Here is a 24,773-nt window from a genome sequence, read left to right on the forward strand (position 1 = left end):
AAACAAACGGTTGTTTCCCAGCGTGGCTTGTTGGATCATTAGCGGTTATGTGTTGTTTTTCGTTTTTAAGGAATCAAGCATGAGTGAGGCAGAAGCCCGCCCAACGAATTTTATTCGCCAGATCATCGACGAAGATCTGTCATCTGGTAAGCATGATCATATTCAGACGCGTTTCCCGCCCGAGCCCAACGGCTATCTGCATATTGGTCATGCCAAATCGATTTGCCTGAATTTCGGTATTGCCGAAGATTACCAGGGTCAGTGCAATCTGCGCTTTGACGATACCAACCCGGTAAAAGAAGACATTGAATTTGTCGACTCCATCAAACACGACGTTCAGTGGCTGGGCTTCTCCTGGAACGGCGAGGTCCGTTATTCGTCCAACTATTTCGATCAGCTGCATCAGTACGCGATTGAGCTGATTAATAAAGGACTGGCGTATGTCGATGAGCTGACGCCGGAGCAGATCCGCGAGTACCGCGGTACGCTGACTTCCCCGGGTAAAAATAGCCCTTATCGCGATCGCGACGTTCAGGAAAACCTGGCGCTGTTCGAAAAAATGCGCAGCGGTGGTTTTGCCGAAGGTACGGCGTGCCTGCGCGCCAAAATCGATATGGCGTCGCCTTTCATGGTGATGCGTGATCCGGTGCTGTACCGCATCAAATTTGCCGACCACCACCAGACCGGCAACAAGTGGTGCATCTACCCGATGTATGATTTTACCCACTGCATTTCCGATGCGCTGGAAGGGGTGACTCATTCCCTGTGTACGCTGGAGTTCCAGGACAACCGCCGCCTGTACGACTGGGTGCTGGACAATATCTCCATCCCCGCGCACCCACATCAGTATGAGTTTTCTCGTCTGAATCTGGAATATGCGGTGATGTCCAAGCGCAAGCTGAATCAGCTGGTGACGGAAAACGTGGTGGAAGGTTGGGACGATCCGCGTATGCCGACGATTTCCGGTCTGCGCCGTCGTGGTTATACCGCCGCCTCTATCCGTGAGTTTTGCCGTCGTATCGGCGTGACCAAACAGGACAACACGGTAGAAATGGCCTCGTTGGAATCCTGCATTCGCGATGATTTGAACGAGAATGCGCCGCGCGCCATGGCCGTACTGGATCCGGTGAAAGTGGTGATCGAAAACCTGCCGGAAGGCCACGAAGAGTGGGTGACGATGCCAAACCATCCCAACAAACCGGAGATGGGCACGCGTCAGGTTGGTTTCAGCCGCGAACTGTACATTGACCGCGCTGACTTCCGTGAAGCCGCCAACAAGCAGTACAAACGTCTGGTGCTGGGAAAGGAAGTCCGCCTTCGCAACGCCTATGTGATCAAAGCTGACCACGTTGAGAAAGACGAGCAGGGCGAGATCGCAACGATTTACTGCAGCTACGATCCGGATACGCTGAGCAAAGATCCGGCTGATGGCCGCAAGGTAAAAGGCGTTATCCACTGGGTTTCCGTTGCGCACGGTATCCCGGCCGAATTCCGCCTGTATGACCGTCTGTTCAGCGTGGCAAACCCTGGGGCGGCGGAAGACTTCCTGTCGACCATCAACCCTGAATCACTGCAGATTGCTAACGGATTCGTTGAAGCCAGCATGGCGGATGCGTTGGTGGAGAAAGCTTACCAGTTCGAACGTGAAGGCTACTTCTGTGCGGACCGCGTTTACTCCAGCGCCGATCATCTGGTCTTTAACCGGACCACGGGTTTACGAGACACCTGGGTCGGTTAATTTTACCGGGTCATATTAAAGAAAAAAAGAAAACCGCCGCGGCGGTTTTCTTTTTTTATGCATCGCTTTTCTGATTTAGAAAAGGAATTAATTCCCTTCGTGAATTTTTTCATCTTCACGGCAGTTGCCGGAGCTGCAGTGGCCGTACAGGTACAGGCTATGGTTGGTCAGTTTGATACCGTGGCGCTCTGAGATCTCACGCTGGCGAGCTTCAATGGATTCATCGCTGAATTCGATGACGCGGCCGCAGTCCAGGCAAATCAGATGATCGTGATGCTGTTGCTGAGTCAGTTCGAAAACTGATTTTCCGCCTTCAAAGTTGTGGCGGGTGACGATACCGGCGTCATCAAACTGGTTCAGCACGCGATAAACGGTGGCCAGACCAATTTCCTCTCCCATATCAATCAGCTTTTTGTACAAATCTTCCGCACTGACGTGATGGCAAGTTGGGTCCTGCAGGACTTCCAAGATTTTAAGACGAGGAAGGGTTACTTTCAGGCCGGCCTTCTTTAATGCGGTGTTGTTGTCAGTCATGCGGATTTAGTCCTGTTACTCTACTTTCATCAAGGGAGGCTAACTAGCCTAATATCATCGGTCGGCTCAAACACGTTTATTCGTCTCAATTATAGAACTGCACAGGCGAAATGAAAACCGCAGAACCGTAACCACATCAGGCTTACCCATCGGGAAGGGGGACGGCGCAACGCCGTTTTAAAAGCGAAAAATGGTGATAAACCAGCTAACCGAAGGGGGTATTGTACCGCGCAAAGCGGAAAAGTTAAAAAAATGTATCTATCTTTACGACAGATTTTACCTATTGATACGGCCCCGACACAAAGTCGCGCCGGAGCCGTGATGGGGATTACTGACCCAAAAAGATTACAGATTCAGCTCAGCGCTGATTTGTTTGACCCACGCGCTTACACGCTCGTTGGTCAGTTCAGGCTGACGGTCCTCGTCGATCGCCAGGCCAATGAAGTGCTTGTCGTCAGCCAGACCTTTAGAGGCTTCGAAGTAGTAGCCTTCGGTTGACCAGTTACCGACGATGGATGCGCCGCGCGGTTCGATGAGGTCGCGCAAGGTGCCCATGGCATCACAGAAATACTCGGCATAGTCTTCCTGATCGCCGCAGCCAAAGAGCGCTACGCGTTTGCCGGTGAAATCGATGTCTTCCAGCGTCGGGAAGAAGTCGTCCCAGTCACACTGCGCTTCTCCGTAATACCAGGTTGGAATACCCAGCAGCAGAATGTCGAAACGCTCAAGATCTTCTTTGCTGCTTTTGGCGATGTCATGAACCTCTGCAACATCAGAGCCCAGCTGCTGTTGGATTGCCTTGGCAATGTTTTCGGTATTGCCAGTATCGCTGCCGAAGAAAATACCTATAAGTGCCATGGATAATATAACCTCTTGATTCCTATTGAAATGGTGCCTGAGCTACCACAGATCGGATAATGATAGCAGACCCTTTCTGAGGGAGAAACTTGTATCTGCCGCAGTCCCGGCTCGCTTCGCCGCCACACTGATTTTTCTGGTCTTAAATATTTTTATAATTTTTTTAATCTACTATCTTATTGAAAGCTTTTAACTAAATATTATTTCAGGTTTTTTTTCATTTTTGCGAGGTCAGCCCTCTAAATTTTTGGCCGATATTGACGATGGTGAACACTGAGCGCTTTGTCAGTGATGCCCAATCAACACCGTGCTTTCCCTTAACAAAGGCGCTTCAGACAGTCTTAGCTACACCAAACTTAATCTTTTGCTTCGGCGGGGAGTTTTGATATGCAATTGCTGAGAAATATTGCTATCCGTACGGCATTACTCTGGGTGTTGGGCACTTTCTGCGTGCTGTGGGGCGCGGTTTCGGCTTACACCTTCTATTCATTCCATGCGATGACCAAAACATCACACACCAGCACATTGCTGGTTAAAAATATGAATCTGGTCAACATGGGGAACGATCAGTACTTTCGTATGGTGACTCGGTTGGCCAGATCGGTGGACTATCGCAGATCGGGCGATATCGCCAACGCGGACAAAGAGCAACAGTCTGCCGCGGAAGCACTTAATAATATGAAAAATGATTTGGTGGCTTTTAAACAGATCGACCACGGCGGTATGGATGGCACTTTGGCCGATGCGGTGGCGAACGACTGGGCGAATCTTATTCAAAATGGCGTAGAGCCGATGTTTCAACGCGCATCTGCCTCCGCGCTGGACGAATATCAAAGCTATGCGAAAGCAACGGTCCCTGCGCTGAGCCGCCAATTCGGCATTTCAGTGACGGCCTTTAACAAAGCGGGGGCGGAGAAATTCAGCGCGGCGGGTGAACGCTTCAATCGCCTGACTTTTATCGGCCAGACTATCCTGGTAGCAGGGCTGATAGCGGGCATATTAATGCTGTTGTTCACCGACCGCTATCTGGTCAAATATCTAATGCGCCCGCTTAACGAACTCCGTGACTACTTCCAGATTATCGCCGCGGGTCGGTTAGGGAAACCGATCGTGGACTTCGGCAACAACTGCGTTGGCAAATTGTTCCCTCTGCTGCGCGACATGCAGAGCAGCCTGGCGAATACGGTCAGCACCATTCGCAGCAGCGCTGAATCGATTTACCAGGCGTGGCGGAAATCGCTGCGGGTAACAACGACCTTTCAGCGCGTACGGAGTCTCAGGCTTCTGCGCTCGAAGAGAGCGCCGCCAGTATGGAACAGCTGACGTCGACGGTGAAACAGAACGCCGAGAATGCCGGACATGCACGTCAGCTGGCGCAGCAGGCTTCCGTCACTGCGCACAAGGGCGGTGAATTGGTCGATAACGTGGTGAAAACCATGTCTGAAATCGCCAACAGCTCGAAGAAAATCGCTGAAATCACTACGGTTATCAACGGGATTGCGTTTCAGACTAACATTCTGGCGCTGAACGCCGCCGTGGAAGCGGCGCGAGCAGGCGAACAGGGACGTGGCTTCGCTGTCGTCGCGGGAGAAGTGCGTAATCTGGCTCAGCGAAGCGCGCAGGCGGCCAAAGAGATCGAACATCTGATTTCTGATTCGGTGCGCAGCGTCGATTCCGGATCGTCGCAGGTCGCGGATGCCGGGACGACCATGAGTGAAATCGTCCGTTCCGTCTCGAATGTGACCGATATCATGGCGGAGATTGCCACGGCCTCAGAGGAACAGAGTAAAGGGATCGCTCAGGCAGGGCAGGCGATTGCGGAAATGGATGGCGTGACGCAGCAGAACGCCGCGTTGGTTGAAGAAGCTTCCGCTGCCGCGCGCTCGCTGGAAGAGCAGGCGGCTCTGCTGACGCAGGCCGTCTCGGTCTTCCGCCTGACGGAATCGTCGGCCAAAGACGCGCCCGTAGCCCGTAACCGTGAAGTTAAAGCCGCCGCCGCCGCGCCTGCGTTAAAAGCGCTGCCTTCCAGGAAGTCGACGGATAATTGGGAAAAATTCTAAAAAGCGGCACGGGTTCAGACGCCATCTGACATGCTCGTCCACCTTATCGTCGCAGCGAGGAGCGCGATGATAAGGGAGGATGAAGGTTTCATGGGAAAAGCGGGGCGGAGTGGCGAAGCCAGCGAACGTCGTCATGACTCCCTCGCATTCAGAGCCTGCTGAACGACATCCTAATTGAAATCATCGCTTAGCGCCGGCCAGCTGAGACAGCAGAATTTGCTCGATAAGCTCACTCCGGCTGATATTTTTCTCTTCCGCCAATGCGTTGAGAATATCGACCGCTTCCGCGTTAATTTTCAGCTCAACTCGCCGTAGCCCACGATTCTTGTCTCGTCGCAGCTGATTGCGCTTATTGATCCTCAGCTGTTCATCTCGTGAAAGCGGATTGGTTTTCGGACGGCCCGGACGACGCTCATCAGCGAACAGATCCGGTGTGGTGCGATCCGTTTGTTCTTTTGCCATAGGTAGTGGTACTGCAAAGATTCGGACCAAAACGCGCATTTCATTCGCGACATTTTGATGATGTGGTTAACAATGCCAGTGGCTAGACAGCCGACCCTTAAGTGCGTAAAGCGGGCGACATGATACCCCAGCGGAACCAGCCGCGACAATGGTTTACGGCGTCGCGGCGAACGGGTGGCTAACTCTGCGCCATAAAACGGTGTATTGCCCGCAGCACGGCCTCAGGTTTTTCCGCATGCACCCAATGTCCCGCTCCCGCAATGGCATAAGCTGTCGCGCCGGGAAACTGACTCAGCAGCGCATCGCGATAACGGCGATCCAGATAAGGCGAATTCTCACCGCGAATAAACAAAATGGGATGCGCCCAGACGGGGACGTCCTGCCAGCCTGAAATCACATCATATTGATCCCATAAAACCGGCACGTTGAATCGCCACTCTCCCTGAGAAAATGACTTCAGCAGGAACTGAATCACGCCTTCATCGGCAATGCTTTCGCGCATCAATTGCGCTGCGGCAGTACGTTGTGTGATCCCGGCGGCGCTGACGGCTCTTAGCGCGGCAAAAATGTCGTCGTGTCGTCGGCTGTGATAATGCACCGGGGCAATATCAATCGCGACGATGCGCTCAATGCGATCCGGGATCAGCGCGCTCAGCGCCATGGCGACTTTACCGCCCATGGAGTGGCCGATCACAATGACACGATCCAGCGCCAGTTCGTCCAACAGATCCACGACATCTTGCGCCATATCCTGATACTGCATGGAAGGATCGCGCGGAGACAACCCGTGATTACGCAGATCGATCTGTAAAATATCGTGTTGATTTTGCAGATCGCGGGCCAATACGCCAAGATTATCAAGGTTACCGAACAGGCCGTGAATGAGAATAACCGGAAGCAGCTGCTGGGGCAGTTGCGCGTTTTGCCAGCGATAATTCAATTTCATAGTGAAGTTCATTCAGGGAGACGTTTGCTTAGGGTATCATGAGTTTATCCTGCGATCTCGCGGTGCCATGATCGATCGCCTCTGGCGACCTTCCATGCGCAAAGGCATCACTCAGCCTAATCTGACTTTATGCGGATACCCGCGTTTGCTGCTGTTCGCGGGAGAAAGGTAACTTTATACTCCCTGATGATTGAAGAAATAAAACCGTACTGGATAAAGATGAAAACTATTGAGGTCGACGAAGAGCTTTATCGTTATATCGCCAGCCATACCCAGCATATTGGCGAAAGCGCATCCGACATTTTACGGCGCATGCTGAAATTCAGCGCCGGACAGGTTGTACAGACAGCTCCCTCCAAAGCTGCGGCGGCGGAACAGCCACCGGCGACGATTCAACACAGCCCGCGTGACCGGGTGAGAGCGCTCCGCGAGCTGCTGTTATCTGACGAATACGCTGAAAAGAACAAAGCGATCAACCGCTTCATGTTGATATTGTCCGCGTTATATGAGCTGTCACCTGCGGAATTCGGCGCGGCGACCGAGTCGCTCCATGGCCGGACCCGCGTCTACTTTGCCGGAGATGAGCATACTCTGCTGCAAAACGGCACGCACACTAAACCTAAACATATCCAGGGCACGCCATACTGGGTTATCACTAATACCAATACGGGTCGTAAACGGAGCATGGTCGAACACATCATGCAATCGATGCAGTTCCCGCCGGAGCTGATCGAAAAAGTCTGCGGCACCATCTAAATCACGCGTCAGGAAAACAAGGCAATGGCTAATCACCCGAGAGCTGGACAACCTACCCGGCAGAGCGACTTGATTAACGTCGCGCAGTTGACGTCACAGTATTACGTGTTGCAACCGGACCCCGCTAACCCGGCCCACGCCGTGAAATTCGGCACTTCAGGCCATCGCGGTAGCGCTGCGCGCAACAGTTTTAATGAAGCGCACATTCTGGCTATTGCTCAGGCGATAGCCGAAGAGCGCAGTCGCCAGGGGATTAGCGGTCCTTGTTACGTGGGGAAAGATACGCATGCGCTATCTGAACCCGCGTTTATTTCCGTTTTGGAGGTGCTGACGGCGAATGGTGTGGACGTCATTATCCAGCAGGATAACGGCTTCACCCCGACGCCGGCCGTCTCAAACGCGATTCTGACGCATAACCGTCTCGGCGGCGCGTTGGCGGATGGCATCGTTATTACGCCGTCGCACAACCCGCCGGAAGACGGCGGCATCAAATACAATCCCCCCAATGGCGGACCGGCAGACACCAATCTGACCAGCGTCATTGAAAAGCGCGCCAACGCGCTGCTGGCAGAAGCATTGCGCGGTGTTAAGCGTCAGACCATGGACGAAGCCAAACGCGGCGGTCATCTTCACGAACAGGATCTGGTGCAGGCCTACGTGGAAGGGCTGGGCGAAGTTATTGATATGGCGGCCATCCAGCGCGCCGGGTTGAAACTGGGCGTCGATCCTCTGGGCGGTTCCGGCATCGCTTACTGGCAGCGGATTGCTGAGCACTACCAGTTGGATCTGACTATGGTTAACGACGAAGTTGACCAGACGTTCCGCTTTATGACGCTGGACCACGATGGCGTCATTCGTATGGACTGCTCATCGGAGTTCGCCATGGCCGGGCTGCTGGCGCTGCGCGACAAGTTCGATCTGGCTTTCGCCAACGATCCGGATTACGACCGCCACGGCATCGTGACCCCTGCCGGACTGATGAATCCGAATCATTACCTCGCCGTCGCTATCAATTACCTGTTCCAACATCGTCCGCAATGGAGCGACAGCGTAGCAGTCGGCAAAACGCTGGTCTCCAGTGCGATGATTGACCGGGTGGTCAACGATCTGGGCCGCAAGCTGGTGGAAGTGCCGGTCGGCTTCAAATGGTTTGTCGATGGACTGTTTGACGGTAGTCTGGGCTTCGGCGGTGAAGAAAGCGCGGGCGCCTCCTTCCTGCGTTTCGACACCCAGCCGTGGTCAACCGACAAAGACGGTATCATCATGTGTCTGCTGGCGGCGGAAATCACGGCCGTGACCGGTAAGAACCCGCAGCAACACTATGATGAATTGGCGAAGCGCTTCGGCGCGCCTAGCTATAACCGGATTCAGGCACCGGCTACGCACGCGCAAAAAGCCGCGTTGTCCAAGTTGTCGCCGGAACAGGTTTCCGCGAGTACGCTGGCGGGCGATCCGATTACCGCGCGTCTGACTACCGCGCCGGGCAATGGCGCGTCCATCGGTGGGCTGAAGGTGATGACGGACAACGGCTGGTTTGCCGCGCGGCCTTCCGGCACGGAAGAAGCCTACAAAATCTACTGTGAAAGTTTCCTCGGCGAGGAGCATCTGCGGAAAATTGAAAAAGAAGCGGTAGAGATTGTCAGCGAAGTGCTGAACAACGCGAAATAGCGCTCACGGCAATGCGAAATTAAAAAAGGCACCGAAAAGGGTGCCTTTTTGTTATTCGAGGCAGTCCCAACCACGGGGAGGTTGGCCGTCGTTTGGGGCGGACGCAATTTCAACGATGATGCGAATGTCTCGTCCGGACGAATCTGTCCGCCTATCGTGTTGCAGAGGGGGGGCGAGCGTCTCCGTTTCTCATGTCGGGGTGAAGCCCACCGTGACGAACAGACCGGTTTCATCGAACAACGGGCCGCTTGACGTAATCCTAATGCGATCAACAGCGCGCCAGTTGAGATCAGCGCGACGCCCACGCCTATCAGCAAAGATATCTTTTCCCCAGCAGGATCACCGCCAAAAACACGGCAAAGACGATGCTGAGTTTATCGATCGGGGCGACCTGCGCGACAGAGCCATTTTTGGGCGCCATGAAGTAGAACAGCCACGTCATGGCCTCGGCGACGCCGCTGAGGACGATGAACGCTGGGTCAGAATCGAGCCTACCAGGCCCAGTTTGCTTTGCGCGACGACAATACCGATCAGAAACAGAGCCATGACGACGACCCGCACGGCGGTCGCCGTATTGGCGTCCAGCGGTTGTAGTCCTGCTTTAGCGAATATCGCTACCGGCGCGGGGCACTGCGCGGATAGCAGTACATTACTCAACCAGCTATTCATGACTCTTTCCCGCTCAGAAATAAGCGAGGATGCGACTCCTGCCTCATCAGAAAGGCGATGTTCACGGGATGAAGCGATAGCCGACGGCGGTCTCCGTAACCAGGTGCCGTGGGCGGGCGGGGTCCAGCTCCAGTTTCTGGCGCAGGTGTCCCATATAGATGCGCAGGTAGTGACTATTTTCGACCGCGTTAGGCCCCCAGACATCGTTCAGCAATTGGCGCTGCGTCAAAACTTTGCCGGGATTGGCGACCAACAGGGACAATAGGCGGAACTCGGTGGGCGTGAGGTGCAGCGTTTCGCCGTTGCGGGTCACCTGGCGGTCGAGCAGATCGACACTGACGTCTCCGAAGGTCACCTGCGGACTTTCCTGCCGCGACAGCGTAAATCGCCGTTGCGCCACACGCAGTCGGGCCAGTAGCTCGCCGATACCAAAGGGCTTCGTCAGAAAGTCGTCGGCGCCAGCGTCGAGCGCCGCGATTTTATCCTGCTCATCGCTGCGGGCGGAAAGAACGATAATCGGGATGCTGCTCCATTGGCGCAGGTCGTGGATGTAATCGAGGCCGTTGCCGTCCGGCAGGCCCAGATCGAGGATAATCAGCGATGGTTTGCGGGTGGCGGCTTCAAGCAGGCCGCGCTGTAGCGTATCGGCTTCGAAGACATGGCAGCCTTCGGCTTCGAGCGCTTGTCGCACGAAGCGCCGTATCTCTTTCTCATCTTCTACGATCAATACGTTGGTAAGCACCTGCGTGGTCGCTCCTATAGTTCAGGTTCCAGCTCCGGCGGGGTCGTCAGCGGCAGAGTGAAGTGGAACACGGCGCCGCCGCCTGTGGCATGGGTTGCCCAGATTTTCCCGCCGTGAATGACCACGATGGCCCGACAGATCGCCAGTCCCAAGCCTACACCAGGAATGGCGGATTCCTGATGTCCGCGGGCGAATTTATCAAAAATCATCTGCTCCTTGCCGGGGTCGATACCGGGACCATTGTCCTGCACGCGCACTTCGACGTAGTGCTCGCCGGTTGCCGCGACATGCGGCAGGGCGGAGAGCGTGATGGCGGCCCGGTCGCCCGCATACTTGACGGCATTCTCGAGGAGATTGATCAACACCCGTTCTATCAATGTGGCATCGCAATAGACCAGCATCAGCGCTTGCGGCAGTGCCAGCGTGACGTCCAATGCCCCATCGCCGTTTTCCAAATGGCGCAGAGCGCTGTCCGCCAGCTCTTCCAGCGACTGCCAGGCTTTGCGGGGATGGAAACCGTCAGACTGGAGTCGGGCCATATCCAGCAGGTTATTGACCAACCGCGTCGTATTCTGAATTTGCCGTCGGATCTGACCGGCTTGCGTCGCGTAAGGCGACGCCTGCGCGCTCAGATTCCGCGTCAGAATCTCCGCCTGCCCGGACAGCACCGTCAGCGGCGTCCGCAGATCGTGAGACAGCGCGGACAATAAGGAGTTGCGCAACTGCTCGCGTTCGGTATCCAGACGCGCTTTTTCGGCGCTATTGACTAAGTGGAGCCGTTCCAGCGCGTTGGCAATCAGCACGGTACAGGTTTCCAGCATTCGCTGCTGCTCGGGGATCATCAGCTGGCGAGCATGAAAGGGTTCGATCGCGATGACGCCGAACGTCAGCTGCGGCGTTGATAGTGGCTGAATTTGGTAGGGTACGCCGGGCAGAGTCTGGGTTCCGCTGCCTGCGGGCGCATGGTGGTCAAAGCTCCAGCGCGCGATAGCCGGGTCGATGATGAGCGGCTCTGGCGTTTGCGTCGCGGCGGGCGTCAGTTCGGCCGTCGGCGAAGACGGCGCATCCGCCAGCCAGATCGCGGCGCGAGCCTGAAACGTCGAGCACAGGTAATGGCGGCTGGCGGCGGCGATATCCTCAACGGTCAGGCTGCGATTCAGCGCATTGGACATCTCGTACAGGTGACGCATACGCTGTTCCCGGTAGCGGGCGACCCGCGCCTGATAGCGCACGCCTGCGGTCAGACTGCCCACCAGAACACCCACGCTGAGCATGACGATGAACGTCACCAGATACTGCGCATCGGCCACGGCCAGTTTGCCGCGCGGCGCAACGAAGCAGAGATCGAAAGCGACAACGTTGATCAGCGCGGCAAACACCGAAGGCCATCGTCCGAAAAATAGCGCGACGATCGCCACGCCGAGCAGGTAGATCATCACCAGATTCACCGGCTCGAGCATAGAAAAAGGCGACCACAGCGCGAGCAACGTGATGACAGAGCACAGGGCGATCGCCAGCGCACAGCCGTACAGCTGACGCCGCCATTTTTCAGTGAGGCTCCGGTTGTCTTCAGGTTTGACCGGCGGGGAAGAGGGGGCATCCTGAACGGAAACGACCACCAGATCGAGGTCGGGTCCCAATAACCCCAGCTTCTCGGCGAAACGCGTCCGTCGCCAGCGGCCCCAACGGCGATCGGGGTGACGACCGATCACGATTTTGCCCAAGTTGTGCTCGCGTGCGTAACGAAGGACGGCGTTTTCTACGGAGGGATCGGACAAGGTGGCCGTTTCGGCGCCCAAGTCCTGCGCCAGCTTCAGCGCCCGCAAAATGGCCCGGCGGCGCGTTTCCGGCAGTCTGTGTAGCTGAGGCGTTTCCACGTACACCGCATGCCAGACGCCGCCTAGCCGTGCCGCCAAGCGGGCGGCGGTGCGCACCAGTTTTTCGTTTCCCGCGTCCTGCCCGATGCACAGCAGAATTGCGTCGCGGGTGTGCCATACGCGTTCGTTGCCTTGAAGATCGCGCATCTCACGCACCTGGTCGTCCACGCGGTCAGCCAGTCGACGCAGGGCCAGCTCACGCAGCGCGACGAGATTGCCTTTGCGGAAGAAATGCTCGATGGCGCGCTCTGCCTGCTGCGGAAGGTACACCTTGCCTTCATGCAGGCGTTGGCGCAGGTCGTCCGGCGGCAAGTCCACCAGCACGACTTCGTCCGCGTCGTCGAAGAACGGATCGGGGAGGGTTTCGCGCACGCGAATACCGGTTATTCCGCCCACGACATCGTTGAGACTTTCCAGATGCTGCACGTTGACCGTCGTGAAGACATCGATCCCCGCGTCCAGCAGCTCCTGCACATCTTGCCAGCGTTTAGGATGGCGGCTGCCGCGTAGGTTGCTGTGGGCCAGTTCGTCCACGAGGATCAGCGCAGGCGATCGCGCCAGCGCGGCATCCAGATCGAACTCCTCATGCTCTCTGCCCACCGCGCCGATTTTCTTTCCAGGCAGCAGCGGTAGCCCCGTTAACTGGGCAAGGGTCTCCGCGCGTCCGTGGGTTTCCACCACGCCGACCAGCACATCCAGCCCTTGATCCTTGAGCCGTCGCGCTTCTTGCAGCATGGCGTAGGTTTTCCCTACGCCCGCGCTGGCGCCGAAAAAAATCTTCAGTTTGCCCCGGGGGGAGTCTCCCAACTGAGACAGCAACGTATCCGGGTCGGGACGACGCGGTTCCTCATGGGTCATGAACGGTCCTTATCGCAAGGGCTGAGTGAATCATCGGTTGGGTCTTACAGTAATACATGAGCGGCTGCGTTACCGCCAGAGTCGGCGTGTTCCGTACCCAAACGGGTGAGGGGAAAGGGCCCCACGGACGGCTTTCTCCTCATGGTTTTTTCGGATAAATACGCACCGATTTTTCTGGTCGGATGAGTGGCTAACCGGATGCAAAGCGGGTACAGTTTTAACCTGTTGCAGTCACTTGTTTATCACTCGCGGGAGTGCTTCCCGCGCCTCGTATTATTCGGAGGATGGTCATGTCATACGCTTACCCGCTCCACCGTATCGTTCTGCGCCGCAGCGCGGTCGTGCTTATTGGTCTGCTGGCGTTGCCAGTCATGCTGTTTCGACGCGATCGCGCCCGTTTCTACAGCTATCTGCATCGAGTATGGTTAAAAACCAGCGACGAACCGGTGTGGCACATGCAGTCAGAACACGCCGCCGGCCACTTCTATTGAGCGCAGCCCTGCGCCATTGTTTTCCGTTTGTCTCCCTCGCGTCTGAAATCGTCAGGCGCGACGGCATGATTTTCCTCATCTTTCGCCTGACTCGCCTGTAAATCCGCTATGCTATTGAGATAGCAATTTCTTTTGATGAGGCACCTCATGTCGAACTCGTTAATTCCCGTTGGCATAAGCGCCTGCCTGTTGGGAAATCAGGTCCGTTTCGATGGCGGACACAAGCGTTTTGGGTTTGCTGCGGACCAACTCACCCCTTATTTCAGTTTTGAGCCGATCTGCCCTGAGATCGCGGTCGGGCTGCCGACGCCGCGTCCGGCATTGCGTTTGGTCAAGAATGAACATGATGAAATCGCGTTGCAGGCCAGCAATGGCAGCGATCTGGACGTCACCGAAGAGATGCACGCCTTCTCGGCGAGCAAGGTGAGCGAACTGGGTCATCTGTGCGGTTACATCGTTTGTGCCAAATCCCCCAGTTGCGGGATGGAGCGTGTACGCGTGTATGACGCCGATCAGAAAAATGCGCGGCGCAGCGGCGTCGGACTGTTTACTGAACATCTGACGGCCGCTATGCCTTGGCTGCCTGTCGAAGAGAACGGTCGTTTGAATGACGCGGTGCTGCGTGAGAATTTCATCGAGCGCGTTTTCGCGCTGCATGAGTTAAATCAGCTGTGGCAGCAGGGGCTGACTCGTGGGCGGCTGATGGCGTTTCACAGCCGTTACAAGCTGTTGTTGTTGGCGCACTCCCAGCCGGAATATCGCACATTGGGACGTTTCGTCGCCACGATGGATCAGTGGGAGTCTCTCGAGGAGTTCGCCGCGGAATACCGTCTGCGCTTGATGTCGCTGCTGTCGAATCCGGCGACCCGCCGTAACCACACTAACGTGCTCATGCATGTGCAGGGCTATTTCCGCAATCAGCTGAACGCCTCGCAGCGCCAGGAGCTGACCCAGCTCATCGATCGCTATCGTCAAGGGGTGCAGCCGTTGCTCGCGCCGATTACGCTCCTGCGCCACTATCTATCCGAATATCCGGATGACTATCTCGAGCAGCAGCGCTATTTCGCGCCGTATCCCGAAGCGTTGCGCTTGCGGTACGGCTACTAGCTTTTCGTCGTAAGGACTTATTATGGCTACGCATTTGGTCTGGTTTCGCCACGATTTACGCATCAGCGATAATCTCGCGCTCCACGCCGCCTGTCAGGATAAAAAAGCCCGTGTGATTGGGCTGTTTATCGCCACGCCCCGCCAGTGGGCTGACCATGAGATGGCCGAACGTCAGGCCGCGTTTATGTTCGAAAACCTGCAGCGGCTCCAGCAGTCTCTGCACGATAAAGGCATCCCGCTGTACTACCAGCAGTGCGGCGACTTCAACGACAGCGTTGATGTACTGGTCGAGTTTTGCCAGCAGGAGCAGGTGACGAACCTGTTCTACAACTATCAGTACGAGCTGAATGAACGCCAGCGCGACCGAAAGACGGAGCAGGCGCTGGATGGAAAGGTCGTTTGTCAGGGCTTCGATGACAGCCTGCTGCTGCCTCCCGGCAGCGTCATGACGGGCGACGGTAAGATGTATCGCGTCTTTACTCCGTTCAGTAAGGCGTTCGTTAAACGGTTGCAGCAGAGCGAAATCGCCTGCGCGCCAGCCCCTGCTTCACGCGGCAAGATGACGGACGATGTCCCGCCGGTGAAGCCATTTGACTACCCGTCAACCTCGGTGTCTGACGATTTCCCGGCCGGAGAAGAGGGCGCGCAGCAGCGGTTGCGCCAGTTCTTTCGCCAGAAGGCCGACGACTATGCCTCCCGGCGCGATATCCCCGCCGCGCCCGGCACCAGCCAACTGTCGCCGTATCTGGCGATCGGCGTCATCTCGCCGCGGCAGTGTCTCGAAGGGCTTCTCGCCGAGTATCCCGATACGCTGCGTCAGCCTGACAGCAGCGCCTTTGTGTGGTTTAACGAACTGATCTGGCGAGAATTTTATCGTCACCTGATGGTTTATAGCCCCGAGCTGTGCCGCCATCAGCCATTTATTGCATGGACGAAGCAGGTCGAGTGGCGGGACGATCCCAAAGGGCTCAAAGCCTGGCAGGAGGGGCGCACCGGTTACCCCATTGTGGACGCGGGCATGCGCCAGCTTAATCACACCGGCTGGATGCACAACCGGCTGCGTATGATCTGCGCCAGCTTCCTCATTAAGGATCTGCTGATTGACTGGCGTGAGGGAGAGCGGTATTTCATGAGCCAACTGGTGGACGGCGATCTGGCCGCCAACAACGGAGGCTGGCAGTGGGCCGCGTCGACCGGGACCGACTCTGCGCCTTATTTCCGCATATTCAATCCGACCACGCAGGGGGAGCGCTTCGACCCGGACGGCGATTTTATCCGGCGCGGGGTGCCGGAGCTGGCGAAAGTCCCCGGCAAGTCGATTCACAACCCGCAGCGGTGGGCGCAACAACAGGGGCATAAGCTCGACTACCCGGCGCCCATCGTCGATCATAAACAGGCGAGAACCCGCACGCTGGCGGCGTTCGAGGCCGCAAAGAACAAACAATAAATTATCAGGGAGCCGTTGTACTTATGCGTAATACCGAACTGGAAACCGTCATTGATCGATTTCTGAATGTGTCCGCTTTTTCCGACTATGCCCCGAATGGGCTACAGGTCGAAGGCCGCAGCGATGTAAAGCGGATCGTCACTGGGGTAACTGCCTGTCAGGCGTTGCTGGACGCCGCCGTGGCGCAGCAGGCCGATGCGGTGCTGGTGCATCATGGCTATTTCTGGAAAAGCGAGCCAGCGGTGATTCGCGGTATGAAACGTCGGCGTTTGAAAACGCTGTTGGCCAACGACATTAATCTGTACGGCTATCACCTGCCGCTGGATGCGCACCCTGAGATCGGCAACAACGCCTGTCTGGCGGAAATGCTGAATATCACGCCGTTGGGCGAGATTGAATCGCTGCTGCCTTATGGCGAGCTGCAACAGCCGCAGAGCGGCGATGAGCTGCGCCATCAGTTGGAAGAGGCGTTAGGTCGTTCGGTGCTGCACTGCGGCGATCATGCTCCGGCGATGATCAAACGGGTGGCCTGGTGTACCGGCGGCGGGCAAGGGTTTATCGATCAGGCCGCCGATTTCGGCGTGGATGCGTTTATCACCGGTGAGGTGTCTGAAAAGACGGTGCATACCGCGCGAGAAATGGGGCTTCATTTCTATGCCGCAGGGCATCACGCCACGGAGAGAGCCGGGATCCGCGCGCTGGGCGAGTGGCTGGCGCAGCAGCACGGTTTCGATGTGACCTTTATCGATATTCCCAACCCGGCTTAATGACCGTCGTCGCTGGGGATGAGGCTGGACGGCGTCACAGCGGAGGTTTTCACGGGAGGTAAGGATGCAACAGGTTCGCTGTTATCTGCTGGGAGAAAGTGCGGTGGTGCTGGAGCTGACGCCACCGGCTTCGCTGCAAAGCCAGCAACGTATCTGGGCGCTGGCAGAGCGCTTGCGCGGGGAAAGCGGGGTGGACGAAGTGATCCCCGGCATGAACAATCTGACGGTGATTCTGGCGCAGCCGGTGTTTGCGCCGACGGCCGTATTAGCCCAGCTTCGTCATGCCTGGGATGAGATCGCGGCGCAGCCTCTGGCTTCACGCGATATTGAGATTCCGGTGATCTACGGCGGGACGCACGGGCCGGATCTGGCGCATGTCGCGGCACACTGTGGCATGACGCCGCGTCAGGTCGTTGAATGCCATGCCGCCACGCGTTACACCGTTTACTTCATTGGCTTCCAGCCCGGCTTCGCGTATCTGGGCGATCTGGATGCGCGGCTGCATACGCCTCGTCGCGCGGAACCTCGTTTGAAAGTGCCTGCTGGTTCCGTCGGTATCGGCGGGCATCAGACCGGTATTTATCCTTTATCCACTCCCGGCGGCTGGCAATTGATTGGCCGTACCGAGCTTTCGCTGTTTACGCCCGAATCGACGCCGCCGACGTTGCTGCGTCCGGGCGATCGGGTTCGCTTCGTTCCACAGCGGGAGGGACTATGCTGACGATTATTCGGGCGGGTTTACAAACCACGGTTCAGGATGCGGGTCGTTTCGGCTATCGCCAGTTCGGCATCGGTCAATGCGGCGCGCTGGATGTGCCCGCGCTGAGCATCGCTAATCTGCTGGTCGGCAACGAGGCCGATACGGCCGCGCTGGAAATAACGCTCGGCCAGTTTACGGCTAAATTCAACCGCCGATGCTGGATCGCGCTGAGCGGCGCGGATGCTCGCGCGGAGCTGGATGGCCAAACGCTATGGACCGGGTGGCGCTATCCGGTCGAGCCGGGGCAGACGCTGCATCTGGGGATGCCGCGGCACGGTATGCGCAGCTATCTGGCGATTTCAGGCGGTATCGACGTACCTGAGATATTGGGGTCGCGAAGTACCGATCTTAAGGCGGCGTTCGGCGGCTTACCGGGACGTCCGCTGGCAGATGGCGACCGTCTGGCCTTAGGGAGTCCGCGACAGCTTCCCTCCAAGCCGATCGGCATAAAACAGCTGCTGTTCCATAACCGGGTTCGGGTCTTGACGGGGCCGGAGTACCAGGAGTTCAGCGAAGTCGCGCGTGACGAGTTTTGGCGTACCGGCTGGCAGTTGAGCCCCCAGAGCAACCGGATGGGATATCGATTGCAGGGGCCAGAGCTGGCGCGCGTTTCCCACCGCGAGATATTGTCTCACGGCGTGTTGCCAGGGGTGATTCAAGTACCGCACAACGGCAAACCGATCGTCCTGATGTCGGACGCTCAGACTACCGGCGGTTATCCGTGCATCGCCAGCGTGATCGCCGCCGATCTTTACCATCTGGCGCAGATCCGTTTGGGTGAATCGGTGCATTTCGTTCACTGCTCGCTGTCTGAGGCTCGGCAGGCATGGCTGACTCAACGGCGTTATCTGGAACAACTGGCTTGGAGGCTACATGGTGATTGACTTGAACGCGGATCTGGGAGAAGGCGGGAAACATGACGAGGCGTTGCTGCGGTTGATTAGCTCAGCCAACATCGCTTGCGGCTTTCATGCTGGCGATGCGCAGACGATGCACCGTTCGGTGCGTTCGGCCATTAAATACGGCGTCACCATCGGCGCGCACCCGGGTTATCCCGACCGGGAACATTTCGGCCGCCGGGCCTTGCAGCTTTCACCCGATGCGGTCTTTGCCCAGGTCGTTTATCAAGTGGGGGCTCTGGCGGCGTTGGTTAAAGCGGAGGGCGCACGGATGTTCCACGTTAAGCCCCACGGCATGCTTTACAATCAGGCCGCGAAAGATCCGCAGCTGGCGGACGCGATCGCCAGAGCGGTCAAGGTGGTCGACCCCTTGCTGCATTTGGTTGGACTGGCGGGCAGCGAGCTGATTAACGCCGGAAAACGTTACGGGTTAAAGACGCGCGAGGAAGTGTTCGCCGACCGCAGTTATCAGGCCGACGGCACGCTGGTGCCGCGTGATCAGAGCAGCGCGCTGATCACCAGCGACGAATTGGCGCTGGCTCAGACGCTTGAGATGATCCAACGCCAGCGAGTGCGCGCCACCGACGGCAGTTGGGTGCCGGTGAAAGCCGATACGGTATGCCTGCACGGCGATGGAGACCATGCGTTGCAGTTCGCCAGCAAGCTGCATCACAGTTTCGCGCAGTACGGCATTCATATCGCCGCCTGCTGAGGAAAGACTATCAACGGGAGCGGAAGCTATGCCGGAAGGCCCTGAAATCCGCCGCGCGGCGGATACGCTGTCGGCGGCTATCACCGGGAAAACGCTGACCGCCGTATGGTTTGCGTTTCCCGCGTTGAAAATCTACGAACCACGACTGACGGGCGCGCAGGTGACGGAAATTGTGACTCGAGGCAAGGCCCTGCTGACCTGCTTTTCCAACGATCTGGTGCTGTACAGCCATAACCAGCTGTATGGCGTTTGGCGCGTGGGACTTCCGGAGACGTTGCCGGAAACCAAGCGCGACCTGCGCGTTCGGTTGACCACGGCCGATAGCGCCGTGTCTCTGTATAGCGCGTCGGATATCGACATACTGACGACGGATCAACTGGCGACACATCCTTTTTTGCAACGTATCGGTCCGGACGTGCTTGATATGACGCTGACGGCTGAACAGGTGCAAGAACGACTGTTGCTGCCTCGTTTTCGTCGTCGTCAGTTCAGTGGGCTGTTGCTGGATCAGGCTTTCCTGGCCGGGCTGGGGAACTATCTGCGAGCGGAAATCCTGTGGCAGGCCGAGCTGGCGCCGCAGCATCGCGCCGCGGATTTGTCGCCAGAACAATTGATGGCCCTGAGTCAGGCGCTGCTGGATATCCCGCGTTTGTCGTATCGGACACGCGGTGAAGGGGATGAACGACGACATCACGGCGCCGTATTCCGCTTTCGCGTTTTTCATCGCGCCGGTAAACCCTGCGAGCGTTGCGGTCACCTTATTGAGCGCACGATGCTGTCGTCGCGACCGTTCTACGGGTGTTCCCACTGCCAGCGTTAAGCGATGCACGGGCGGATAATGGGGGCGGAATCGTCGCCCATGACATTGGTTCGGCGGCGATGGTTTGCTGAGAAGCGGGCAGATGGGAAGGGGGAAGAGGGAGAAGGTATCGCCCCAACTGAATACCTCCGGTCGGGGCGATGCTTGATTAGTGTTCTTTCACCTCAGGTTCGAAATCGCGTCGTTCGTAACCGGTGTAGAGCTGACGTGGACGGGCGATTTTCAGACCATCGCCGTGCATCTCACTCCAATGGGCAATCCAGCCGACCGTGCGCGCCATTGCAAAGATGACGGTAAACATCGACGACGGAATTCCCATCGCTTTCAGAATGATGCCCGAGTAAAAGTCCACGTTCGGGTAGAGTTTGCGCTCGATGAAGTACGGATCGTTCAGGGCGATGTGCTCCAGCTCCATCGCCACTTCCAGCAGATCGTCCTTGGTCTTTAGCTCCTTCAGCACTTCGTGACAGGTTTTACGCATGACGGTGGCGCGCGGGTCATAGTTTTTGTACACGCGGTGGCCAAATCCCATCAGGCGGAACGAATCGTTTTTGTCTTTCGCGCGCTCGATGAATTCCGGGATGTGTTTGACTGAACTAATTTCTTCCAGCATGCGCAGGCACGCTTCGTTAGCGCCGCCGTGTGCGGGGCCCATAGCGATGCGATACCGGCGGCAATACAGGCGAAGGGATTGGCGCCGGACGAACCCGCCGTGCGGACGGTCGAAGTTGAGGCGTTCTGTTCATGGTCCGCGTGCAGGATCAGAATCTTGTCCATGGCGCGCTCCAGCACCGGATTCACCACGTAATCTTCGCATGGTGTGGCGAACATCATGTGCAGGAAGTTGCCCGCATAGGAGAGATCGTTACGCGGGTAGATGAACGGCTGGCCCAGCGAGTATTTGTAGCACATGGCGGCCACGGTCGGCATTTTCGACAGCAGACGATATGCGGCGATCTCGCGGTGCCGCGCATTGCTGATGTCCAGCGAGTCGTGATAGAAAGCGGCCAGCGCGCCGGTCACGCCGCACAGCACCGCCATCGGGTGCGAGTCGCGGCGGAAACCATGAAACAGGCGGGTAATCTGCTCGTGGATCATGGTGTGACGGGTAACGATGGTTTTGAATTCGTCGTACTGCGCCTGCGACGGCGCTTCCCCGAACAACAGCATATAGCAGACTTCCAGGTAGTTGGACTTCTCCGCCAACTGATCGATGGGGTAGCCCCGGTGCAGCAGAATGCCTTTTTCGCCGTCGATAAAGGTGATTTTGGACTCGCAGGACGCTGTGGAGGTGAAACCGGGATCGAACGTGAAATAACCTTTTGCACCGAGGCTGCGGATATCGATCTCGTCGTAACCGAGCGTACCGGACAGGACATCAAGCGCGATAGGCTCTTGACCGTCGATGGTAATCGTTGCGTGTTTGTCAGCCATTAACATTCTCCTTAGCGTTTTAATTGACGACATTGCTCACCGTGACAGCGAGTCATCCTACCTGGGAGAGGCGACCGGAAGCCGGCTGGCATGACTCGGTAAAAACCGGTTGTTCAGGACGAGCCGTCAGCGGGGATGCTCCGCTGAGCGCAGGCGGTTGAGCCGCCGTGTGCTTGCCGGTTATCCGGCGCGTCGTCCTGAATTCATTGTAGTCATACCGATGACTTTTACGTGGACTCTTTCGACACTGTTACACAACCTTCGGCAATCGAAAAGCGCCGCCTATCGCCTTTGATATCAGTAACAAGCCTCAAAAACCAGTTGTAAAATTAATGTTTAATAATTACCTATAAGACTGATTTATTTTTAATAAATTGTTAAATGCGTGATCTAATTCACCATTCACAGCAAATTCCCTCAAACTCTATGTGTGCTATTTGTAATGATATTGTGAAGCACCTATACTTTTTTCAGGTCTCCGGAACATCCTGCAGTAGGAGCACCCAGCGTGATAGGTTTGCGCCGCCCCGGCTTAAAATTGGCTGACGGAGCGTGCGGCGAAATAAGGAGATGCCCGACTTATCTTCCTTTCAGCAACCTCTCATGCTGTCTGACCCCCACAATAGGTCCGGAGTAAGAAAATAATAAAAGTTGTGTGGGCGAACCTGTGAAAAAACAAAGACCTGTCAATCTGGATCTGCAAACGATCCATTTCCCCGCTACCGCGGTAGCCTCTATTCTCCATCGCGTTTCCGGCGTTATCACCTTTGTTTCCATCGGTATCCTGCTGTGGCTGCTGGGTCTTTCCCTGTCTTCGGAAGACGGGTTCATGCAGGCGGCGTCCATCATGGATAGCGTCATCGCCAAATTGGTTGTCTGGGGCATTTTGACCGCGCTGGCCTACCATGCCGTGGGCGGCTTGCGCCATTTGTTAATGGATTTCGGCGGCATTGAGGAAACCTTCGCCTCGGGTGAACGCTCCGCATGGATTGCTTTTGTTATTACTGTCGTGCTTTCAATCTTGTCTGGAGTCCTTGTATGGTAAGCAATGCTTCTGCACTCGGGCGTAATGGAGTACACGATTGGTTATTACTTCGCGCTGCTGCCATCGTCATCGTGCTGTACGTTTTGTATCTCGTGGGTTTTTTCGTTACCGCGCCTGAACTCACCTATCCCCTCTGGCGTGATTTCTTCGCCCTGCGCCTCACCAAAGTGCTCACTCTTCTGACCTTACTGTCGATTCTGGTGCATGCCTGGATCGGTCTGTGGCAGGTGTTGACCGACTACGTCAAACCGCTAGCCGTTCGGCTCACATTGCAGCTGGCGGTGGTGGTTGTGCTGATGGTGTATGTCATTTATGGAACGATTGTAGTGTGGGGGGCGTAATGAATCTGCCAGTCAGAGAGTTTGATGCAGTGGTCGTCGGCGCGGGCGGCGCAGGTATGCGCGCCGCGTTGCAAATTTCCCAGATGGGGTTGTCTTGCGCCCTCATTTCCAAGGTCTTTCCGACGCGTTCTCATACTGTCTCCGCACAGGGGGGCATCACGGTCGCGCTGGGGAATACCCACGAAGATAACTGGCAATGGCATATGTATGACACGGTAAAGGGATCGGACTATATCGGCGATCAAAATGCCATCGAATACATGTGCAAGACCGGGCCGGAAGCCGTGCTGGAGCTGGAACACATGGGACTGCCGTTTTCGCGGCTGGATGACGGGCGTATTTATCAGCGTCCGTTCGGCGGTCAGTCGAAAAACTTCGGCGGCGAGCAGGCGGCGCGTACGGCGGCGGCGGCCGACCGCACCGGACATGCGCTGTTGCACACGCTCTATCAGCAAAACCTGAAAAATCACACCACCATTTTTTCCGAGTGGTACGCGCTGGATCTGGTGAAAAATCAGGACGGCGCGGTGGTGGGCTGCACGGCGATTTGTATCGAGACCGGCGAAGTCGTCTATTTCAAGGCGCGCGCGACGGTACTGGCGACCGGCGGCGCAGGGCGAATCTACCAGTCGACGACCAATGCGCACATCAATACCGGCGACGGCGTGGGCATGGCGCTGCGCGCCGGCGTGCCGGTACAGGACATGGAAATGTGGCAGTTTCACCCGACGGGCATCGCGGGGGCGGGGGTGCTGGTCACCGAAGGCTGCCGCGGCGAGGGTGGTTATCTGCTGAATAAAGACGGCGAACGTTTTATGGAGCGTTACGCGCCGAACGCGAAAGATCTGGCTGGCCGAGACGTTGTCGCACGCTCCATCATGATTGAAATCCGCGAAGGCCGCGGCTGCGACGGTCCGTGGGGGCCGCACGTTAAGCTGAAGCTCGACCACCTCGGCAAAGAGGTGTTGGAGTCCCGCCTGCCGGGGATTCTGGAACTTTCTCGCACCTTCGCTCACGTCGACCCGGTCAAAGAGCCGATCCCGGTCATTCCGACCTGTCACTACATGATGGGCGGTATCCCCACCAAAATTACCGGTCAGGCGCTGACCGTCAATGAACGAGGCGAGGACGTGGTGATCCCCGGCCTGTTCGCCGTGGGGGAAATCGCCTGCGTTTCGGTACACGGCGCCAATCGTCTCGGCGGCAATTCGCTGCTCGATCTGGTGGTGTTCGGCCGCGCCGTGGGGATGCACCTCGAAGCGTCGTTGTCTGAGCAGGGCGCCAGCCGCGATGCCAGCGAGTCGGATATCGAGGCCTCGCTGACGCGCCTCAACCGCTGGAACAACAATCGCGATGGAGAAAGCCCGGTGGAGATCCGCCGGGCGCTGCAAGAGTGTATGCAGCATAACTTCTCCGTCTTCCGCGAAGCCGATGCGATGGCGCAGGGGCTTGAGGAACTGAAAGCCATTCGCGAACGGTTGCAAAACGCCCGCCTGGACGACACTTCGCAGGAGTTCAACACCCAGCGTATCGAGTGCCTGGAGCTGGATAACCTGATGGATACCGCTTTTGCTACCGCGCTGGCGGCAAACTATCGCACCGAGAGCCGTGGCGCGCATAGCCGCTCCGACCATCCCGATCGGGACGATGAACACTGGCTCTGCCACACGCTGTACCTGCCGGACACTGAAAGCATGACGCGCCGTGAGGTGAACATGCAACCGACGCTGCGTGAGGCATTCCCGCCGAAAGCGCGCACCTATTAAAGGACGGAGAGACAGC

Annotated in this window: 20 protein-coding genes and 3 pseudogenes; 15 read left to right on the forward strand and 8 right to left on the reverse strand. The window is 57.0% G+C overall.

Features of this window, described 5'->3' with window-relative positions; genetic code table 11:
* The first annotated feature begins 79 nt into the window (after window positions 1-79).
* On the forward strand, window positions 80-1,738 hold the full coding sequence (gene glnS / locus AU509_RS03555) for a glutamine--tRNA ligase (RefSeq protein ID WP_094117663.1): 1,659 nt from the start codon (window positions 80-82) through the stop codon (window positions 1,736-1,738).
* Between the two features lie 87 nt (window positions 1,739-1,825).
* Here glnS and fur read toward each other — a convergent pair whose 3' ends face one another.
* Window positions 1,826-2,272, reverse strand: coding sequence for a ferric iron uptake transcriptional regulator (gene fur / locus AU509_RS03560; protein ID WP_085652458.1), 447 nt, complete (start codon window positions 2,270-2,272; stop codon window positions 1,826-1,828).
* Window positions 2,273-2,617: 345 nt separating this feature from the next.
* Window positions 2,618-3,130 carry a flavodoxin FldA gene (gene fldA / locus AU509_RS03565; protein ID WP_085652457.1) on the reverse strand — a complete coding sequence of 171 codons (513 nt, stop codon included), beginning with the start codon at window positions 3,128-3,130 and terminating at the stop codon, window positions 2,618-2,620.
* Between the two features lie 387 nt (window positions 3,131-3,517).
* On the opposite strand from fldA, the pseudogene AU509_RS03570 reads away from it, so the two are divergent.
* A pseudogene (locus AU509_RS03570) lies at window positions 3,518-5,190 on the forward strand (methyl-accepting chemotaxis protein).
* 180 nt (window positions 5,191-5,370) lie between these two features.
* Here AU509_RS03570 and ybfE read toward each other — a convergent pair.
* Window positions 5,371-5,652 (reverse strand): LexA regulated protein, encoded by a 282-nt coding sequence (ybfE, locus tag AU509_RS03575; protein WP_026738958.1) that lies wholly within the window; start codon window positions 5,650-5,652, stop codon window positions 5,371-5,373.
* A 178-nt stretch (window positions 5,653-5,830) separates the two neighbouring features.
* Complete coding sequence (gene ybfF / locus AU509_RS03580; RefSeq protein WP_085652455.1) at window positions 5,831-6,598, reverse strand: esterase; 768 nt, start codon at window positions 6,596-6,598, stop codon at window positions 5,831-5,833.
* A 219-nt stretch (window positions 6,599-6,817) separates the two neighbouring features.
* On the opposite strand from ybfF, the gene seqA reads away from it, so the two are divergent.
* A complete protein-coding gene (seqA, locus tag AU509_RS03585) occupies window positions 6,818-7,354 on the forward strand; it encodes a replication initiation negative regulator SeqA (RefSeq protein ID WP_094117736.1) in 537 nt (178 codons plus the stop codon).
* 24 nt (window positions 7,355-7,378) lie between these two features.
* The gene (gene pgm / locus AU509_RS03590) at window positions 7,379-9,022 is read left to right on the forward strand and encodes a phosphoglucomutase (alpha-D-glucose-1,6-bisphosphate-dependent) (protein ID WP_094117664.1); all 1,644 of its coding nucleotides are present in this window, start codon (window positions 7,379-7,381) and stop codon (window positions 9,020-9,022) included.
* 257 nt (window positions 9,023-9,279) lie between these two features.
* On the opposite strand, the pseudogene AU509_RS18460 reads toward pgm, so the two are convergent.
* From AU509_RS18460 to kdpD, 3 genes and pseudogenes are all read right to left on the reverse strand, one after another.
* A pseudogene (locus AU509_RS18460) lies at window positions 9,280-9,691 on the reverse strand (EamA family transporter); the annotation flags it as partial.
* Between the two features lie 61 nt (window positions 9,692-9,752).
* Window positions 9,753-10,433 (reverse strand): two-component system response regulator KdpE, encoded by a 681-nt coding sequence (kdpE, locus tag AU509_RS03600; RefSeq protein WP_094117665.1) that lies wholly within the window; start codon window positions 10,431-10,433, stop codon window positions 9,753-9,755.
* Window positions 10,434-10,447: 14 nt separating this feature from the next.
* A complete protein-coding gene (gene kdpD, locus AU509_RS03605; protein WP_094117666.1) occupies window positions 10,448-13,168 on the reverse strand; it encodes a two-component system sensor histidine kinase KdpD in 2,721 nt (906 codons plus the stop codon).
* Window positions 13,169-13,452: 284 nt separating this feature from the next.
* Here kdpD and AU509_RS03610 point away from each other — a divergent pair, with 284 nt between their 5' ends.
* The 8 genes from AU509_RS03610 to nei all read left to right on the forward strand — a co-directional run bounded on the left by AU509_RS03610 (window position 13,453) and on the right by nei (window position 20,171).
* Window positions 13,453-13,659: a YbfA family protein gene (locus AU509_RS03610; protein ID WP_085652450.1), complete on the forward strand. Its 207-nt coding sequence runs from the start codon at window positions 13,453-13,455 to the stop codon at window positions 13,657-13,659.
* 147 nt (window positions 13,660-13,806) lie between these two features.
* Entirely contained in the window at window positions 13,807-14,766 is a 960-nt protein-coding gene (locus tag AU509_RS03615) for a YbgA family protein (RefSeq protein ID WP_085652449.1), read from the forward strand.
* A gap of 22 nt (window positions 14,767-14,788) precedes the next feature.
* The gene (gene phrB, locus AU509_RS03620; protein WP_094117667.1) at window positions 14,789-16,213 is read left to right on the forward strand and encodes a deoxyribodipyrimidine photo-lyase; all 1,425 of its coding nucleotides are present in this window, start codon (window positions 14,789-14,791) and stop codon (window positions 16,211-16,213) included.
* A gap of 23 nt (window positions 16,214-16,236) precedes the next feature.
* Window positions 16,237-16,980: a type 2 GTP cyclohydrolase I gene (locus tag AU509_RS03625; protein WP_085652447.1), complete on the forward strand. Its 744-nt coding sequence runs from the start codon at window positions 16,237-16,239 to the stop codon at window positions 16,978-16,980.
* A 64-nt stretch (window positions 16,981-17,044) separates the two neighbouring features.
* A complete protein-coding gene (gene pxpB / locus AU509_RS03630) occupies window positions 17,045-17,701 on the forward strand; it encodes a 5-oxoprolinase subunit PxpB (RefSeq protein ID WP_085652446.1) in 657 nt (218 codons plus the stop codon).
* Window positions 17,695-18,624: a 5-oxoprolinase subunit PxpC gene (gene pxpC, locus AU509_RS03635; protein WP_094117668.1), complete on the forward strand. Its 930-nt coding sequence runs from the start codon at window positions 17,695-17,697 to the stop codon at window positions 18,622-18,624. Before pxpB ends, pxpC begins: the two co-directional genes overlap by 7 nt.
* A complete protein-coding gene (gene pxpA, locus AU509_RS03640; RefSeq protein ID WP_094117669.1) occupies window positions 18,614-19,351 on the forward strand; it encodes a 5-oxoprolinase subunit PxpA in 738 nt (245 codons plus the stop codon). The genes pxpC and pxpA overlap by 11 nt, the downstream gene beginning before the upstream one ends.
* A 28-nt stretch (window positions 19,352-19,379) precedes the next feature.
* The gene (gene nei, locus AU509_RS03645) at window positions 19,380-20,171 is read left to right on the forward strand and encodes an endonuclease VIII (RefSeq protein ID WP_094117670.1); all 792 of its coding nucleotides are present in this window, start codon (window positions 19,380-19,382) and stop codon (window positions 20,169-20,171) included.
* 148 nt (window positions 20,172-20,319) lie between these two features.
* On the opposite strand, the pseudogene AU509_RS03650 reads toward nei, so the two are convergent.
* Window positions 20,320-21,638: pseudogene (locus tag AU509_RS03650) on the reverse strand (citrate synthase).
* A 622-nt stretch (window positions 21,639-22,260) separates the two neighbouring features.
* Between AU509_RS03650 and sdhC the strand changes: the two are divergent.
* Genes sdhC through sdhA form a run of 3 tightly spaced genes read left to right on the forward strand, consistent with a single transcriptional unit; the run spans window position 22,261 to window position 24,757 of the window.
* The gene (sdhC, locus tag AU509_RS03655; RefSeq protein ID WP_085652441.1) at window positions 22,261-22,650 is read left to right on the forward strand and encodes a succinate dehydrogenase cytochrome b556 subunit; all 390 of its coding nucleotides are present in this window, start codon (window positions 22,261-22,263) and stop codon (window positions 22,648-22,650) included.
* Window positions 22,644-22,991, forward strand: coding sequence for a succinate dehydrogenase membrane anchor subunit (gene sdhD / locus AU509_RS03660; protein ID WP_085652440.1), 348 nt, complete (start codon window positions 22,644-22,646; stop codon window positions 22,989-22,991). The genes sdhC and sdhD overlap by 7 nt, the downstream gene beginning before the upstream one ends.
* On the forward strand, window positions 22,991-24,757 hold the full coding sequence (gene sdhA, locus AU509_RS03665; RefSeq protein WP_085652439.1) for a succinate dehydrogenase flavoprotein subunit: 1,767 nt from the start codon (window positions 22,991-22,993) through the stop codon (window positions 24,755-24,757). Before sdhD ends, sdhA begins: the two co-directional genes overlap by 1 nt.
* Window positions 24,758-24,773: the final 16 nt, after the last annotated feature.

It is taken from the genome of Lonsdalea britannica (assembly GCF_002111595.1).
Lineage (GTDB): Bacteria > Pseudomonadota > Gammaproteobacteria > Enterobacterales > Enterobacteriaceae > Lonsdalea > Lonsdalea britannica.

Coding starts and splice junctions, on each gene's coding strand:
- kdpD (WP_094117666.1), bottom strand. CDS start 13,168: ATGACCCATGAGGAACCGCGTCGTCCCGACCCGGATACGTTGCTGTCT.
- pxpC (WP_094117668.1), top strand. CDS start 17,695: ATGCTGACGATTATTCGGGCGGGTTTACAAACCACGGTTCAGGATGCG.
- AU509_RS03610 (WP_085652450.1), top strand. CDS start 13,453: ATGGTCATGTCATACGCTTACCCGCTCCACCGTATCGTTCTGCGCCGC.
- pgm (WP_094117664.1), top strand. CDS start 7,379: ATGGCTAATCACCCGAGAGCTGGACAACCTACCCGGCAGAGCGACTTG.
- seqA (WP_094117736.1), top strand. CDS start 6,818: ATGAAAACTATTGAGGTCGACGAAGAGCTTTATCGTTATATCGCCAGC.
- ybfE (WP_026738958.1), bottom strand. CDS start 5,652: ATGGCAAAAGAACAAACGGATCGCACCACACCGGATCTGTTCGCTGAT.
- sdhD (WP_085652440.1), top strand. CDS start 22,644: ATGGTAAGCAATGCTTCTGCACTCGGGCGTAATGGAGTACACGATTGG.
- sdhA (WP_085652439.1), top strand. CDS start 22,991: ATGAATCTGCCAGTCAGAGAGTTTGATGCAGTGGTCGTCGGCGCGGGC.
- nei (WP_094117670.1), top strand. CDS start 19,380: ATGCCGGAAGGCCCTGAAATCCGCCGCGCGGCGGATACGCTGTCGGCG.
- pxpB (WP_085652446.1), top strand. CDS start 17,045: ATGCAACAGGTTCGCTGTTATCTGCTGGGAGAAAGTGCGGTGGTGCTG.
- glnS (WP_094117663.1), top strand. CDS start 80: ATGAGTGAGGCAGAAGCCCGCCCAACGAATTTTATTCGCCAGATCATC.
- AU509_RS03625 (WP_085652447.1), top strand. CDS start 16,237: ATGCGTAATACCGAACTGGAAACCGTCATTGATCGATTTCTGAATGTG.
- fur (WP_085652458.1), bottom strand. CDS start 2,272: ATGACTGACAACAACACCGCATTAAAGAAGGCCGGCCTGAAAGTAACC.
- phrB (WP_094117667.1), top strand. CDS start 14,789: ATGGCTACGCATTTGGTCTGGTTTCGCCACGATTTACGCATCAGCGAT.
- fldA (WP_085652457.1), bottom strand. CDS start 3,130: ATGGCACTTATAGGTATTTTCTTCGGCAGCGATACTGGCAATACCGAA.
- AU509_RS03615 (WP_085652449.1), top strand. CDS start 13,807: ATGTCGAACTCGTTAATTCCCGTTGGCATAAGCGCCTGCCTGTTGGGA.
- pxpA (WP_094117669.1), top strand. CDS start 18,614: ATGGTGATTGACTTGAACGCGGATCTGGGAGAAGGCGGGAAACATGAC.
- ybfF (WP_085652455.1), bottom strand. CDS start 6,598: ATGAAATTGAATTATCGCTGGCAAAACGCGCAACTGCCCCAGCAGCTG.